Source organism: Enterobacter sp. ECC-019 (assembly GCF_043974075.1).
Lineage (GTDB): Bacteria > Pseudomonadota > Gammaproteobacteria > Enterobacterales > Enterobacteriaceae > Enterobacter > Enterobacter asburiae_D.
In genome coordinates this window covers 3589579-3603633 of the sequence record NZ_CP143759.1, presented here as the reverse complement: position 1 = coordinate 3603633, position 14055 = coordinate 3589579, and the positions used below count along the sequence as shown (strand labels likewise).

At 52.3% G+C, this 14055-nt stretch carries 15 protein-coding genes; 11 read left to right on the top strand and 4 right to left on the bottom strand.

Going from position 1 to position 14055, the window contains the following annotated elements; all coding sequences use genetic code 11:
- Positions 1–136 precede the first annotated feature (136 nt).
- Positions 137–475 carry a YecR family lipoprotein gene (gene yecR / locus V1566_RS17095; protein ID WP_023336145.1) on the bottom strand — a complete coding sequence of 113 codons (339 nt, stop codon included), beginning with the start codon at positions 473–475 and terminating at the stop codon, positions 137–139.
- 234 nt (positions 476–709) lie between these two features.
- Between yecR and azuC the strand changes: the two genes are divergently transcribed.
- Both azuC and V1566_RS17085 read left to right on the top strand, forming a co-directional pair.
- Positions 710–793 (top strand): stress response protein AzuC, encoded by an 84-nt coding sequence (azuC, locus tag V1566_RS17090; protein WP_014884364.1) that lies wholly within the window; start codon positions 710–712, stop codon positions 791–793.
- Between the two features lie 110 nt (positions 794–903).
- Complete coding sequence (locus tag V1566_RS17085) at positions 904–1155, top strand: DUF2766 family protein (protein ID WP_008500405.1); 252 nt, start codon at positions 904–906, stop codon at positions 1153–1155.
- Positions 1156–1197: 42 nt separating this feature from the next.
- Here the strand turns inward: V1566_RS17085 and V1566_RS17080 are convergent, their stop codons facing one another.
- Together V1566_RS17080 and V1566_RS17075 are read right to left on the bottom strand one after the other, a co-directional pair.
- Entirely contained in the window at positions 1198–2541 is a 1344-nt protein-coding gene (locus V1566_RS17080; protein WP_395304079.1) for an anaerobic C4-dicarboxylate transporter, read from the bottom strand.
- Positions 2542–2697: 156 nt separating this feature from the next.
- Positions 2698–3201: a non-heme ferritin-like protein gene (locus V1566_RS17075; RefSeq protein ID WP_023312270.1), complete on the bottom strand. Its 504-nt coding sequence runs from the start codon at positions 3199–3201 to the stop codon at positions 2698–2700.
- 787 nt (positions 3202–3988) lie between these two features.
- Between V1566_RS17075 and araF the strand changes: the two genes are divergently transcribed.
- From araF to otsA, 5 genes are all read left to right on the top strand, one after another.
- Positions 3989–4978: an arabinose ABC transporter substrate-binding protein AraF gene (gene araF, locus V1566_RS17070; protein WP_395304078.1), complete on the top strand. Its 990-nt coding sequence runs from the start codon at positions 3989–3991 to the stop codon at positions 4976–4978.
- 71 nt (positions 4979–5049) lie between these two features.
- Entirely contained in the window at positions 5050–6564 is a 1515-nt protein-coding gene (araG, locus tag V1566_RS17065) for an L-arabinose ABC transporter ATP-binding protein AraG (protein WP_395304077.1), read from the top strand.
- A gap of 14 nt (positions 6565–6578) precedes the next feature.
- Positions 6579–7565: an L-arabinose ABC transporter permease AraH gene (gene araH / locus V1566_RS17060; protein WP_121424242.1), complete on the top strand. Its 987-nt coding sequence runs from the start codon at positions 6579–6581 to the stop codon at positions 7563–7565.
- 176 nt (positions 7566–7741) lie between these two features.
- Entirely contained in the window at positions 7742–8545 is an 804-nt protein-coding gene (gene otsB / locus V1566_RS17055; protein ID WP_395304076.1) for a trehalose-phosphatase, read from the top strand.
- On the top strand, positions 8520–9944 hold the full coding sequence (gene otsA / locus V1566_RS17050; protein WP_331412016.1) for an alpha,alpha-trehalose-phosphate synthase: 1425 nt from the start codon (positions 8520–8522) through the stop codon (positions 9942–9944). Before otsB ends, otsA begins: the two co-directional genes overlap by 26 nt.
- Positions 9945–9959: 15 nt before the next feature.
- On the opposite strand, the gene uspC is transcribed toward otsA, so the two are convergent.
- On the bottom strand, positions 9960–10388 hold the full coding sequence (gene uspC, locus V1566_RS17045; RefSeq protein WP_159514446.1) for a universal stress protein UspC: 429 nt from the start codon (positions 10386–10388) through the stop codon (positions 9960–9962).
- 795 nt (positions 10389–11183) lie between these two features.
- On the opposite strand from uspC, the gene flhD reads away from it, so the two are divergent.
- From flhD to motB, 4 genes are all read left to right on the top strand, one after another.
- Complete coding sequence (gene flhD / locus V1566_RS17040; RefSeq protein ID WP_023312264.1) at positions 11184–11534, top strand: flagellar transcriptional regulator FlhD; 351 nt, start codon at positions 11184–11186, stop codon at positions 11532–11534.
- A gap of 2 nt (positions 11535–11536) precedes the next feature.
- Entirely contained in the window at positions 11537–12115 is a 579-nt protein-coding gene (flhC, locus tag V1566_RS17035) for a flagellar transcriptional regulator FlhC (protein WP_134350705.1), read from the top strand.
- Between the two features lie 123 nt (positions 12116–12238).
- Complete coding sequence (gene motA / locus V1566_RS17030; RefSeq protein ID WP_395304075.1) at positions 12239–13126, top strand: flagellar motor stator protein MotA; 888 nt, start codon at positions 12239–12241, stop codon at positions 13124–13126.
- Complete coding sequence (gene motB, locus V1566_RS17025; protein WP_395304074.1) at positions 13123–14052, top strand: flagellar motor protein MotB; 930 nt, start codon at positions 13123–13125, stop codon at positions 14050–14052. The genes motA and motB overlap by 4 nt, the downstream gene beginning before the upstream one ends.
- Positions 14053–14055: the final 3 nt, after the last annotated feature.

Genomic DNA, 14055 nt, shown 5'->3' with positions numbered 1-14055 from the left:
CAAAACGTAAAATTTTTATTTTATTTATTTAAAATACGAATGGGAATAAAACGCATTGGCGATTTTTATAACTTATTAATGAGAATTGTTTTTGTTCGTAATGAAATAAACCGCCAGCACACGCTGGCAGCTTCGATTAATACCACGGATTATTTGACTTAGGATTAACGGCGTAACCCATACATTTATACTGGATAGTCACGCTCTCGTTCAGGCACAAAGAGCCGCTCGTCAGGGTGCAGGTTTTAATGGGCTGACCATAGGCTGAGGCAGTGGCATACCCCATGCTCTGACACGCTTTTGCCGCCGTGCCGTTATTTACATACTCATCGGAATACGCATTTTGCAGCGCTGCCTGGCCGTAGTCGAGGCGGACGATGCCGTTCGGCGCGTCGAGGCTGCTGACTTCAGCCTGGCGATTAATGCTACATCCCGCGAGCAGCAGGATTGTGCCGGCTACAATGACTCTTTTCATGGTTCGCTCTGAGTGGATGGAAATACGTTATCGTACCCGCAGATGCCCGCTGCAATGCCTGGAATAGCCGGACAATCTGCCCTCACTCTTCGCAACGGGTCAGAGGCGAGCGCTTTCAGGCAATACCCTGACGAAAATGTGATATGTGTCACAAAAGTGTTGATTTTTGTGATGGTGGTCATATTATAGGCACGTTGACGATAAAGTTGTATAACAAGTTAATGGAGCATCATCGTGAAACTGCGCAAAATCCTGAAAAGTATGTGGGCCAATTACTGCCGCACGTTCAAAGACGTGCCGCCGGGCGCCATGTTCTGATAAAAAAAACCTGCTTCGGCGGGTTTTTTTGTACCTGCTGACGATGAAGGGAAGATGTCAGGGGGCGTGTTTTGATACTATGGCGGCCTTTAAATAAGGAGAAAGCCCCCATGTCACAAAACCTGAGCGCCGATCAGGAACTGGTCTCTGACGTTGTCGCCTGTCAGCTGGTTATCAAACAAATCCTTGATGTTCTGGACGTGATTGCGCCGGTTGAAGTGCGCGAGAAGATGTCTACGCAGCTGAAAAACATCGATTTCGCCAGCCATCCAGCTGCCGCTGACCCGGTTACGCTTCGTGCGATCCAGAAAGCCATCGCGCTGATTGAGCTGCGATTCACGCCGCAGGGTGAGTCCCACTAAAGCAGGGAAATGGGCGACGGCAGGCGTCGCCCTTTGATGCGGTCAGAAGAACGTCTGGACCAGCAGATAGCTCGCCGCACACGCGCAGCTTACCCCAATCAGCCCTGGCAGAATAAAGCTGTGGTTGATGATAAATTTGCCGATGCGGGTCGTGCCTGAACGGTCAAAGCCGATGCAGGCCAAATCACTTGGATAGGTCGGCAGGACAAAATAGCCGTATGACGCCGGGAAAAATGCGATCAGCATTTTCGGGTCGATGCCGAGCATGAGGCCCATTGGCGCAACGGCCGTCAGCGCAGCCGCCTGGCTGTTCACCAGTTTTGACACCAGAAACAGCACAATGGCATACGTCCAGGGGTGGCTTTTCACCACGCCTTCCAGCGCCAGCTTTAACTCGTCGAGATGCGCCTGGAAAAAGGTATCGCTCATCCACGCCACGCCGAACACCGAGAAGATCGCCACCATACCAGCCTTGAACACTGCGCCGTTGGAAATCGCCGACGCATTGACTTTACAGGCCATCAGCATCACGGCGCCCGCAATTAACATCATCATCTGAATGACAAGGTTCATCGACAGCGCCGTCATTTTGCCTTTCAGCTCAAAGGCGGGGCGCAGGTCAGGGAACGCCCCCAGCAAAACGACCACGGCAATACCGGCAAAGAAAATCCACGTGGACCAGTAGGCCTGTTTTGGGAAACGCTGATTCATTAACGTATCCGTTCCACCGTAGATAAACTCGCGCTGCTTAGGATCTTTCAGCTTTTCCTGAAACTCCATGTCGTCAGCCAAATCTTTTCCACGGCGTAAACTCCACAGGGCCGCAATGGCCACGCCGAAAAGCGAAGCGGGAACCGACACGGCGAGAATTTCCAGGATCCCCCACGCGTGGCCGATCCCATGCTGGGCTGCCAGGATGGACACCAGCGACACCACGGCAACGGAAACGGGGGAGGCAGTAATCGCCATCTGTGACGCGACCGATGCCACGGCCATGGGGCGCTCCGGGCGGATCCCTTTTTTCAGGGCGATATCCGCAATGATGGGGAACATGGTGTAGACCACATGCCCGGTGCCGCACAGAAAGGTCAGCATCCAGGTGGTGAAAGGGGCGAGCAGGGTGATGTGCTGTGGGTGTTTGCGCAGCAGACGTTCGGCAAACTGCATCATGACATTGAGGCCGCCCGCAGTCTGTAGCGTAGCTGCACAACCAATCACCGCGAGGATGGTCAGCATAACGTCTACCGGCGGCTTACCCGGTTGCAGACCAAAGACAAAACATAAAATAAAAAGACCAATACCGCTGATTAACCCAAGCCCCATACCGCCGAAACGCGTACCCGTCAGCAGGCAGAGGAGAATGACAACAAACTCAATGGTGATCATGATGCTCCCTCGTCAATGATTATGTAACTAAATAAATCATCACACGTTGTGTGGTTAATCATTGGGAGCCAGATCTGATTTGTTAAATTTCAGCAAAAGCAGAAGGTTGGAGATGGGAAGGGGACCTGCTCCCCGGGACAGAAGCAGGCCAAAAACTCAGTGGTGCTGCACCGCTACAATGTCGAGCAGATGACGGTCGGTCTGCTCAGGACATAAACCCGCCTGCTGCGCATTATGGATCTCATCCGCCAGCGTCTTCAGCAGCATGCCATCCTGCTGCTGCTCTTTGTCCATATCACGTAAGAATTTAAGCGTCGTAATGTCCTGCTGCGCTTTGGCTTCATCGGCCAGTTTGCTGAGCGTGCTGCAGCGTTGTTCATACTCTTCAAGCGTTTTCTGAAACAGTTCTTCCAGGCAAGAGTAGTTTTCGTTGATTCCATCAAGGGCTTTAACGACAGGATTTGCCCCTGCAGCTTTCAGGAAGTTAAAGACACGCATCATATGGGTGACGTTACTTTGCGCCTGAGAGCGAAAGAATGTGGCAGATCCCGTGAGGCTATTCTCGGCACACCACGCGCTTAAGTGAAGGTGCAGATTCGAGGCGTAGAACTCAAGGTTCATCTGCGCGTTAAGTTTTTGCATCATCGTTTGGGTAGCCATACTCATATCCTTATTGACTGTGGGACGTGATGTCCGTTGCTTAACCTGAGCGTCAGGCAAATACGAAGAAAAGAGCAGAAATACACATACTGCCGTGACCGAAGTCGACCGAAATTCACTTCCTGTGTTCGATATAAATAAGCATACCCTTGTCTTTGGTCTAAGAAAACTCTTAATTGGGCTGTATTTACCATACATTACAAAGTTTAATATAGTACAGAAATGCAATTAGCTCGCCATGAATTGCGCATTGCTTAATGGACTAATAATTAACGATTTTTATTGTAGTGATACACTGTTACTCTTTCGAAAATATTAAGTTGGAATAATGCTCCGCGAAAAGTAGAAATACGGATTAATCGTTTCGAATATATGATGTGTCAATAAAATTGCGCTAAATCAAATTGTACGGAATAACGGTTTTTCGGTGTGTAGTCCATTTGTGATGAAAAACATGTTGAACCCCTTTAACGGCAGGTGCCGTTTTGCCCGCTAAGGGGGATCAGGGATATCTTAGCTAATCTTATGGATAATTCTGCTTAACCTACTTTCATTTGTCTGACAAATCCTGCCTTTTTTATGTCATTTTTCGCTGAATTTATGTACGCAATTACTGTAATTCTGCGGTGTGATGGGGCTCTCTTATGGATGATTAATTTCCCGCTAAAACTATCACCAGCAATAACGCTTATGACGAGGTAAGCGCTAATGCCTTGTTTTAAGTCCGATTAAATAAGAAGCACTCCCATATTCCCTACAGAAAAGAATGCTAAAGCTGGAGTTTACCATGCACAAATTTACTAAAGCGCTGGCGGCCATCGGTCTGGCTGCCGTTATGTCACAATCCGCTATCGCTGAGAATTTAAAACTCGGTTTTTTGGTAAAACAGCCCGAAGAGCCCTGGTTCCAGACTGAGTGGAAATTCGCCGATAAAGCCGGGAAAGATTTCGGTTTTGAAGTGATTAAAATCGCCGTGCCTGACGGTGAGAAAACCCTGAACGCCATCGACAGCCTGGCGGCCAGCGGCGCAAAAGGTTTCGTTATCTGTACCCCGGATCCAAAGCTGGGATCGGCAATAGCGGCGAAAGCGCGCGGTTACGACATGAAGGTCATCGCGGTTGACGATCAGTTCGTGAATGCGAAAGGCAAGCCGATGGACAGCGTTCCGCTGGTCATGATGGCGGCGACCAAAATCGGCGAACGTCAGGGGCAGGAACTCTATAAAGAGATGCAAAAGCGCGGCTGGGATGTCAAAGAGACCGCGGTGATGGCCATCACGGCTGACGAGCTGGACACCGCGCGTCGCCGTACTTCGGGTTCAATGGACGCGCTGAAAGCGGCCGGCTTCCCGGAAAAACAGATTTACAAAGTCCCAACCAAATCCAACGATATCCCGGGTGCTTTCGACGCCGCGAACTCTATGCTGGTTCAGCATCCGGAGGTGAAACACTGGCTGGTGGTCGGCATGAACGACAACACCGTGCTGGGTGGGGTACGCGCGACGGAAGGCCAGGGCTTCAAAGCGCCTGACGTGATCGGGATTGGCATCAACGGCGTTGACGCCGTCAGCGAGCTGTCCAAAGCGCAGGCTACCGGCTTCTACGGTTCTCTGCTGCCAAGCCCGGACGTTCACGGCTACAAATCCAGTGAGATGCTCTACAACTGGGTAACCAAAGGGGCTGAACCGCCGAAATTTACCGAAGTGACTGACGTGGTGCTGATTACCCGCGACAACTTCAAAGAGGAGCTGGCGAAAAAAGGACTGGGCGGTAAGTAATACGCTGTGATTGTGCCCCTCGCGCATCGTGAGGGGCCAGACGTACACACTACAGGAATCACGGAGACGTTATGCGACAGTCTGATCCGTATCTCTCTTTTCGCGGCATCGGGAAAACCTTCCCCGGTGTTAACGCGCTGACCGATATCAGCTTCGACTGCTATGCCGGCCAGGTTCACGCCCTGATGGGGGAAAACGGTGCGGGAAAATCCACACTGTTGAAGATCCTCAGCGGCAACTACGCGCCTACTACCGGCACGCTGGCCATTCGCGGCGAAGAGGTGGCGTTTGCCGATACCACGGCGGCCCTCAATGCCGGGGTGGCCATCATCTACCAGGAGCTGCACCTCATTCCTGAGATGACCGTGGCGGAAAACATCTATTTAGGACAGCTCCCGCACAAAGGCGGCGTAGTAAATCGTTCGCTACTTAATTATGAAGCAGGGCTGCAGCTTAAACACCTGGGTCTGGACGTCGATCCCCAGACGCCGCTGAAATATCTCTCCATCGGCCAGTGGCAGATGGTGGAAATTGCCAAAGCGCTGGCGCGTAACGCCAGAATTATTGCCTTCGATGAGCCCACCAGTTCGCTCTCCGCGCGTGAAATTGACAATCTGTTCCGCGTGATCCGCGAACTGCGTCAGGAAGGCCGTACGATTTTGTATGTCTCGCACCGCATGGAGGAGATATTTGCCCTGAGCGACGCCATCACTGTCTTTAAAGATGGGCGCTATGTGCGCACCTTTACCGACATGACGCAGGTTAACCATGACCAGCTTGTTCAGGCGATGGTTGGACGCGAGCTGGGTGATATTTATCACTGGCAGCCGCGCCAGTACGGCCCTGAACGCCTGCGCCTGGACAACGTCAAAGCGCCGGGCGTGCGCACGCCCGTTTCGTTATCCGTACGCAGCGGCGAAATAGTTGGCCTGTTTGGCCTGGTGGGGGCGGGGCGCAGTGAACTGATGAAAGGCCTGTTCGGCGGTACCCGCATTACCGATGGGCAGGTCTCCATTGACGGCGAACGGGTAGATATCCAGAAACCGGCCCACGCTATCAGGGCGGGAATGATGCTCTGTCCGGAAGACCGTAAAGCCGAGGGGATTATTCCGGTGCATTCGGTACGCGACAACATCAATATTTCCGCCCGCCGCAAGTTTATTCGCGCTGGCTGCCTGATAAACGACAGCTGGGAGTCGAGCAACGCCGATCACCATATTCGTTCGCTTAACATCAAAACGCCGGGTCCGGAACAGCTGATCATGAATCTGTCAGGCGGAAACCAGCAGAAGGCGATTTTAGGCCGCTGGCTGTCAGAAGATATGAAGGTCATTTTGCTGGATGAACCGACGCGCGGTATCGATGTGGGGGCAAAACACGAGATTTATAACGTGATCTATGAGCTGGCAAAACGCGGCGTGGCGGTGCTCTTCGCCTCCAGCGATCTGCCGGAGGTGCTTGGCGTGGCCGACCGCATTGTGGTGATGCGAGAAGGCGAAATTGCCGGCGAATTACTTCATGAACAGGCGAATGAACAACAGGCGTTGAACCTCGCCATGCCTAAAGTCAGCCAGGCTGTCGCCTGAGTAAGGAGTTAATGATGTCCTCTGTTACTACATCCGGAGTGCCGAAGTCGAAGTCGGCGCTGAGTTTTGGGCGTATCTGGGATCAGTACGGCATGCTGGTGGTCTTTGCCGCACTGTTCCTCGCCTGCGCGATCTTTGTTCCTAATTTTGCCACCTTCATTAATATGAAGGGGCTGGGGCTGGCCATTTCCATGTCCGGGATGGTGGCCTGCGGGATGTTGTTCTGTCTGGCCTCCGGCGATTTTGACCTGTCGGTAGCATCGGTGATTGCCTGTGCGGGCGTCACGACGGCAGTGGTGATCAACATGACCGAGAGCCTGTGGATTGGCGTCCTGGCCGGTCTGCTACTCGGCGTCATCAGCGGCCTGGTAAACGGTTTTGTTATCGCCCGCCTGAAGATTAACGCCCTGATCACCACGCTCGCCACGATGCAAATTGTCCGCGGGCTGGCCTATATTATCTCCGACGGTAAAGCGGTGGGGATTGAAGACGAGCGCTTCTTTACGCTGGGTTACGCCAACTGGCTGGGTCTGCCTGCGCCTATCTGGCTGACCGTGGCTTGCCTGATCCTGTTCGGCTTCCTGCTTAACAGGACCACCTTTGGGCGTAACACACTGGCGATTGGCGGTAATGAAGAGGCTGCCCGTCTGGCCGGGGTACCGGTGGTGCGAACCAAGATTATTATCTTTGTGCTCTCAGGGCTGGTTTCTGCCGCTGCAGGGATTATTCTGGCTTCACGTATGACCAGCGGCCAGCCAATGACCTCTATTGGTTATGAGCTGATCGTCATTTCGGCCTGCGTTTTAGGGGGCGTTTCCCTCAAAGGCGGCATCGGAAAAATCTCATATGTGGTGGCCGGTATCCTGATTTTGGGCACCGTAGAGAACGCCATGAACCTGCTGAATATTTCGCCGTTCTCGCAGTACGTCGTGCGTGGTCTGATCCTTCTCGCAGCCGTGATTTTCGACCGTTACAAGCAAAAAGCGAAGCGTACCCTGTAACCCCAGCGCTGCGTTTTTATTGCACAACTAATAACCTTAGTTGACCCCTGAACCGCCTCGCCAGTTTTGCTGGCGGGGCGGTTGTCAAATGGCGAGCCCCGTCACACTGTCTATACTTACATGGCTATGAAAGAGGTAAAGGCGTTTACCTCTCGTAAACCGTAAGGAGGATTAGGGTGGCTGACTCGTTAACCGCACCGCCTGTATTGCCCGGAAAATATGCTTTCTTTTTTGACCTCGACGGGACTCTCGCCGGGATCCAGCCGCATCCTGACGACGTGGTCGTACCGGATACGGTGCTAGAGAATTTGCAGCAGCTCTCAAGACTGAACGAGGGGGCATTGGCATTGATTTCAGGGCGCTCAATGGCCGAGCTGGACGTGCTCGCCAGTCCTTACCACTTTCCGCTAGCCGGTGTACACGGAGCGGAGCGCCGCGATATCCATGATCAACTGCACGTTGTATCACTTCCTGAGACCTTAATTCAGGCGTTACACACTCAACTCTCCTCGGCGCTGGCGTCGCTTCCAGGCACTGAACTGGAAGCGAAGGGCATGGCTTTCGCCTTGCACTATCGACAGGCACCTCATCACGAGGCGGCGGTCTTTGCGATTGCCCGCAGCGTGGCCGATGCACACCCGCAGCTCGCGCTGCAGCCGGGGAAGTGCGTCGTTGAGATAAAACCGGAAGGGATTAATAAAGGTGCTGCTATTGCGGCGTTTATGGCGGAACCGCCATTTAAGGGACGTACACCCGTATTTTTGGGCGATGACCTGACCGACGAGGCCGGGTTTCGCGTGGTGAATCAGGCCGGAGGGATCGCCGTCAAGGTGGGGCCTGGTGACACCGTTGCCGAATGGCGACTGGCGGATGTCGCCAGCGTCTGGCAGTGGATATCTGACATCGCTAACCAGCAACAACAACAAATAGCGCAAAGCAAAGGGGGAAACCATTATGGGTCGCTTAGTCGTCGTCTCTAACCGAATCGCACCGCCTGATGATAAAAAAGCCAGTGCAGGTGGCCTCGCGGTAGGGGTGTTAGGTGCCTTAAAAGCCGCTGGCGGGCTGTGGTTTGGCTGGAGTGGAGAAATCAGTGAAGAAGAGAAACCGCTCAAAAAAGTGACGCGTGGAAACATTACGTGGGCTTCATTTGCATTGAAAGAGAAAGACTACGACGAGTATTACTCGCAGTTCTCGAATGCCGTCCTGTGGCCCGCGTTTCACTATCGTCTTGACCTGGTAAAATTCCAGCGTGAATCCTTCGAAGGCTACTCGCGCGTGAATGCGCTGCTGGCAGATAAACTGCTGCCATTAATCGAGGAAGACGATATTTTATGGATCCACGATTATCACCTGTTGCCCTTCGCGCGCGAGTTGCGAAAAAGAGGGGTAAATAACCGGATTGGATTCTTCCTGCACATCCCGTTCCCGACGCCGGAGATTTTTACCGCGCTGCCGCCGCATGAAGCGCTGCTGGAGGCGCTGTGTGATTATGATTTACTGGGCTTCCAGACCGAAAATGACCGCCTCGCGTTCCTTGACTCCGTGTCAGGTAAAGCGCGGCTGGTGACCAAAGGCGGGAAAACCCATACGGCGTGGGGGAAAACCTTCCACACCGAAGTGTATCCAATAGGGATTGAACCTGACGAAATCGCGGAGCAGGCTTCCGGCCCGCTGCCGCCGAAGCTGGCGCAGCTTAAGAATGAACTCAAGCACGTGAAAAATATCTTCTCAGTCGAGCGTCTTGATTATTCCAAAGGGCTGCCGGAACGCTTCCTGGCGTATGAAACGCTGCTGGATAAATATCCGCAGCATCACGGTAAAATCCGCTATACCCAGATCGCGCCGACGTCGCGCGGTGAGGTTCAGGCCTATCAGGATATTCGTCATCAGCTCGAGACAGAAGCAGGGCGGATTAATGGCCGCTACGGGCAGCTGGGCTGGACGCCGCTCTTTTACCTGAATCAGCACTTTGACCGCAAAATCCTGATGAAGGTCTTCCGCTATGCGGACGTAGGCCTGGTCACGCCGCTGCGCGACGGGATGAACCTCGTTGCGAAAGAGTATGTGGCGGCCCAGGATCCTGCCGACCCGGGTGTTCTGGTGCTCTCCCAGTTTGCCGGTGCCGCAAATGAGCTCACGTCGGCGCTTATCGTTAACCCTTATGACAGGGACGACGTGGCAAATGCGCTGAATCGTGCCCTGACAATGCCGCTCACGGAACGTCTTTCCCGCCATGCCGACATGATGGAGACGATCCGTAAGAACGACATTAACCACTGGCAGGCACGTTTTATTCAGGATCTCCGGGATATCGCCCCGCAAAGTCATGAAGGCGATCTGCAAAAAAAGATCGCGACCTTCCCTAAACTCGCCTGATTTTCCGCTGGGGGGTTAATTCCCCCCAAGCGGCACTAACAGCACATCGACCTGGCTCGACGCGACAATGGATTTCGCCGCGCAGGCTGCGCGCGATATAAAGCTGTGGTTATGATTCCCGCAAATCACTAAATCAATATCTTGTTTACGACACATGTCGAGAATATGGGCGTTAAGTTCCCCGGTCGCAATAATTGTCTCATAAACCGGATATTGCGCCTTTTCCACTAATTCACGCAGAAATTGCTGTGTTTCTTCCTGAAGGACCTCTCGAATATCCTCCAGCATGGGGGCGGCCAGCTGATTATACATCTCTGGCTCTGCGGCGAGCGTGATGAGGCTGATACGGGCATTGTGGGGTCTGGCAATGGAAACCGCCCGGGCGACAAGCTGATGACTTTCTGGAGAAACTGCAACGGAAACAAGAAGATGGGAGTAACTCATGGCGCACTCCTTAGGTGTCTGAAAGACAGCGTTTGATCACCTTTACCGCGAATTCCCTGGATCTGCAAGAGCTGATTACGACATTAGTGTGAAGCTTATCATAATTATTCATTAATTATTCTTATAAGAAGAATAACTGAAAAATGCGCCTAAATGAAAAAAATTAACAACTTAACGTAAATCACACAAATTCACGGTTTCACAGTTAAATCGTTTTGGTGCGTTACAAAATCATTTCGAATGATCACGTTCTGAAACATCTTTTTTGTGCTACATGCATAACTATATGTTTTTTCACGGTAAGAAAAATGTTTCCCGGAGAGGGGTTTGTTGTAAATGTTTCAGCGTAGCGCTTACGACGGGAAAAGCACGTTGCATGCCAGTTCGGATCACCCGTCTGCATGAGTATTCGTCAATTAAGAATACAAAACAGTACTGATTGGTTAAAAGGTAAACAAATTACAAGTCATACTGATGGATTTATGGGTCATATTCACTTAAATTGTGTGACGTGGATCACATTTTTTTTAAATTTGAGGGTGGCTGGATTGTATGTGGCAAAACTGACGAGTAGAGTTTGCGTCGAATTAGGAAAAATCTTAGTTATTTGTAAGAAATGATAAAACATGTAAGAGACGCATTCGCGGTTTCTCTCTTACGGGTTTCAATGAATACAAACCTAAATTCAACTATGCATTTAGCCTTTTCTTTTTTATACCGGGTGATTTCCCGGCGACATCACGGGGTGCGGTCTTTCCGCATAAAAATAATAGTTGGTTATTCGGGATGGGAACAATGCATACATCCGAGTTGCTAAAACATATCTATGACATCAATTTGTCGTATTTACTGCTCGCGCAGCGTTTGATTAGTCAGGACAAGGCGTCCGCGATGTTTCGTCTGGGTATTAACGAAGAAATGGCAACCATGCTGGGTGGCTTAACCCTCCCGCAGATGGTTAAACTGGCTGAAACGAATCAACTGGTTTGCCAGTTCCGTTTCGATGATTCGCAGACAATCACGCGTCTGACGCAGGAGTCCCGTGTGGACGATCTTCAACAGATTCATACCGGTATTCTTCTCTCCACTCGCTTGCTTAACGAAATCAGCCAGCCTGATGACGCAGCCCGTAAGAAAAGGGCCTAGCAATGAGCGAGAAAAGCATTGTTCAGGAAGCGCGTGACATACAGTTGGCCATGGAGCTGATTACACTGGGTGCTCGTTTACAAATGCTGGAAAGCGAGACTCAGTTGAGCCGTGGCCGTCTCATCAAACTGTACAAAGAGTTACGTGGTAGTCCCCCGCCGAAAGGCATGCTGCCGTTTTCTACCGACTGGTTTATGACGTGGGAGCAGAACATTCACGCTTCCATGTTCTGTAATGCCTGGCAGTATCTTCTCAAAACCGGTTTGTGTAGCGGCGTTGACGCTGTGATCAAAGCGTACAAACTTTACCTTGAACAATGCCCACAGCAGGACGAAGGTCCTCTGCTGGCGCTGACCCGCGCATGGACGCTGGTGCGTTTTGTTGAGAGCGGAATGCTTGAACTGTCGCGCTGCAACTGCTGCGACGGCAATTTTATCACCCATGCTCATCAGCCTGCAGGCAGTTTCGCCTGTAGTTTATGTCAGCCTCCATCCCGCGCAGTAAAAAGACGTAAACTTTCCCGGGATGCTGCCGATATTATTCCACAACTGCTGGATGAACAGATCGAACAAGCTGTTTAACCCGAACGTGTGGGAAAGATTCCAGCAGCGGTAAGCAATTACCGCTGCTTTTTTTTACCCCGCAAACGGTAAACGCTGCGAGCTGGACGTCCTTGCCATAGTCACTAGCGGAAGGATGATGTCGTGCTTATCTTATTAGGTTACCTGGTAGTTCTCGGTACAGTTTTCGGCGGTTACATGATGACCGGCGGGCACCTTGGAGCACTCTATCAACCGGCTGAACTTATTATCATCGGCGGTGCAGGGGTAGGGGCTTTTATCGTTGGCAACAACGGTAAATCGATCAAGGGCACGCTGAAAGCGATTCCGTTGCTGTTCCGTCGCTCGAAATACACCAAAAGTATGTATATGGATCTGCTGGCACTGCTCTATCGCCTGATGGCGAAGTCGCGTCAGCAGGGCATGTTCTCGCTTGAACGGGATATTGAAAACCCGAAAGAGAGCGAAATTTTTGCCAGCTATCCGCGAATTCTTGCTGACGCCATGATGCTGGACTTCATCGTCGACTATCTGCGACTCATCATCAGCGGCAACATGAATACCTTCGAAATCGAAGCGCTGATGGACGAAGAGATCGAAACCCACGAAAGCGAATCTGAAGTGCCGGCCAACAGCCTGGCGCTGGTCGGCGACTCGCTTCCGGCATTCGGTATCGTTGCTGCGGTAATGGGGGTGGTTCACGCCCTGGCCTCGGCAGACCGTCCGGCAGCCGAGCTCGGTGCGCTGATTGCCCATGCGATGGTGGGAACTTTCCTCGGTATTTTGCTGGCGTACGGCTTCATCTCTCCGCTGGCAACCGTTCTGCGCCAGAAGAGCGCGGAAACCACCAAAATGATGCAGTGTGTGAAGATCACGCTGCTCTCTAACCTCAACGGTTACGCGCCACCGATCGCGGTTGAGTTTGGCCGTAAAACGCTTTACTCCAGCGAGCGTCCGTCGTTTATCGAGCTTGAAGAACACGTGCGTGCGGTGAAAAACCCAAACCAACAGACGACAACTGAGGACGCATGAAAAACCAGTCCCATCCGATCGTCATCGTAAAAAAACGCAAGCACAAGGGCGGTGGGCATGGTTCACACGGCTCGTGGAAAATTGCGTACGCCGACTTTATGACTGCAATGATGGCGTTCTTTCTGGTGATGTGGCTGATCTCCATCTCCAGCCCAAAAGAACTGATCCAGCTTGCCGAATATTTCCGCACGCCGCTGGCAACGGCGGTGGCCGGTGGGCCGCGTATTTCTAACAGCGAAAGCCCGATCCCGGGCGGCGGCGATGATTACACCCAGCAGAAGGGTGAGGTGAAAAAAGAGCCGAACATCGACGAGCTGAAAAGAAAGATGGAGCAGGCGCGTCTGAAGAAACTGCGTGGCGATCTCGATCAGCTGATTGAAGCGGATCCGAAGCTTCGTGCGCTGCGCCCGCATCTGAAGATCGACCTGGTGCAGGAAGGGCTGCGTATTCAGATTATCGACAGCCAGAACCGCCCAATGTTTAAAACCGGGAGTGCGGAAGTCGAACCGTACATGCGCGACATTCTGCGCGGTATTGCACCGGTGCTGAACGGCATACCTAACCGAATCAGCCTGTCAGGACACACGGATGATTTCCCGTACGCCAGTGGGGAGAAGGGATACAGCAACTGGGAGCTTTCTGCCGATCGTGCCAACGCCTCGCGTCGCGAGCTGGTGGTAGGTGGGCTTGATGATGGCAAGGTACTGCGCGTAGTCGGCATGGCCGCAACCATGCGCGTTTCCGACCGCGGGCCGGATGATGCCATCAACCGTCGTATCAGTCTTTTAGTGCTGAACCAGCAGGCGGAGCAGGCCATCCTGCATGAAAACGCCGAAAGTCAGAATGAGTCACTGGACGATTTAAAACAGCCTGGGGCCGTTCCTTCGGCTGCCGTTCCAACATCGCCACCAGCCAATCCGAGGTGATAG

What these genes read in the sequence shown, in the direction of transcription:
- V1566_RS17080 (WP_395304079.1), bottom strand. Translation starts at nt 2,541, where the DNA reads ATGATCACCATTGAGTTTGTTGTCATTCTCCTCTGCCTGCTGACGGGT.
- araG (WP_395304077.1), top strand. Translation starts at nt 5,050, where the DNA reads ATGCGACAGTCTGATCCGTATCTCTCTTTTCGCGGCATCGGGAAAACC.
- otsA (WP_331412016.1), top strand. Translation starts at nt 8,520, where the DNA reads ATGGGTCGCTTAGTCGTCGTCTCTAACCGAATCGCACCGCCTGATGAT.
- flhC (WP_134350705.1), top strand. Translation starts at nt 11,537, where the DNA reads ATGAGCGAGAAAAGCATTGTTCAGGAAGCGCGTGACATACAGTTGGCC.
- motB (WP_395304074.1), top strand. Translation starts at nt 13,123, where the DNA reads ATGAAAAACCAGTCCCATCCGATCGTCATCGTAAAAAAACGCAAGCAC.
- uspC (WP_159514446.1), bottom strand. Translation starts at nt 10,388, where the DNA reads ATGAGTTACTCCCATCTTCTTGTTTCCGTTGCAGTTTCTCCAGAAAGT.
- araF (WP_395304078.1), top strand. Translation starts at nt 3,989, where the DNA reads ATGCACAAATTTACTAAAGCGCTGGCGGCCATCGGTCTGGCTGCCGTT.
- yecR (WP_023336145.1), bottom strand. Translation starts at nt 475, where the DNA reads ATGAAAAGAGTCATTGTAGCCGGCACAATCCTGCTGCTCGCGGGATGT.
- flhD (WP_023312264.1), top strand. Translation starts at nt 11,184, where the DNA reads ATGCATACATCCGAGTTGCTAAAACATATCTATGACATCAATTTGTCG.
- V1566_RS17075 (WP_023312270.1), bottom strand. Translation starts at nt 3,201, where the DNA reads ATGGCTACCCAAACGATGATGCAAAAACTTAACGCGCAGATGAACCTT.
- araH (WP_121424242.1), top strand. Translation starts at nt 6,579, where the DNA reads ATGTCCTCTGTTACTACATCCGGAGTGCCGAAGTCGAAGTCGGCGCTG.
- V1566_RS17085 (WP_008500405.1), top strand. Translation starts at nt 904, where the DNA reads ATGTCACAAAACCTGAGCGCCGATCAGGAACTGGTCTCTGACGTTGTC.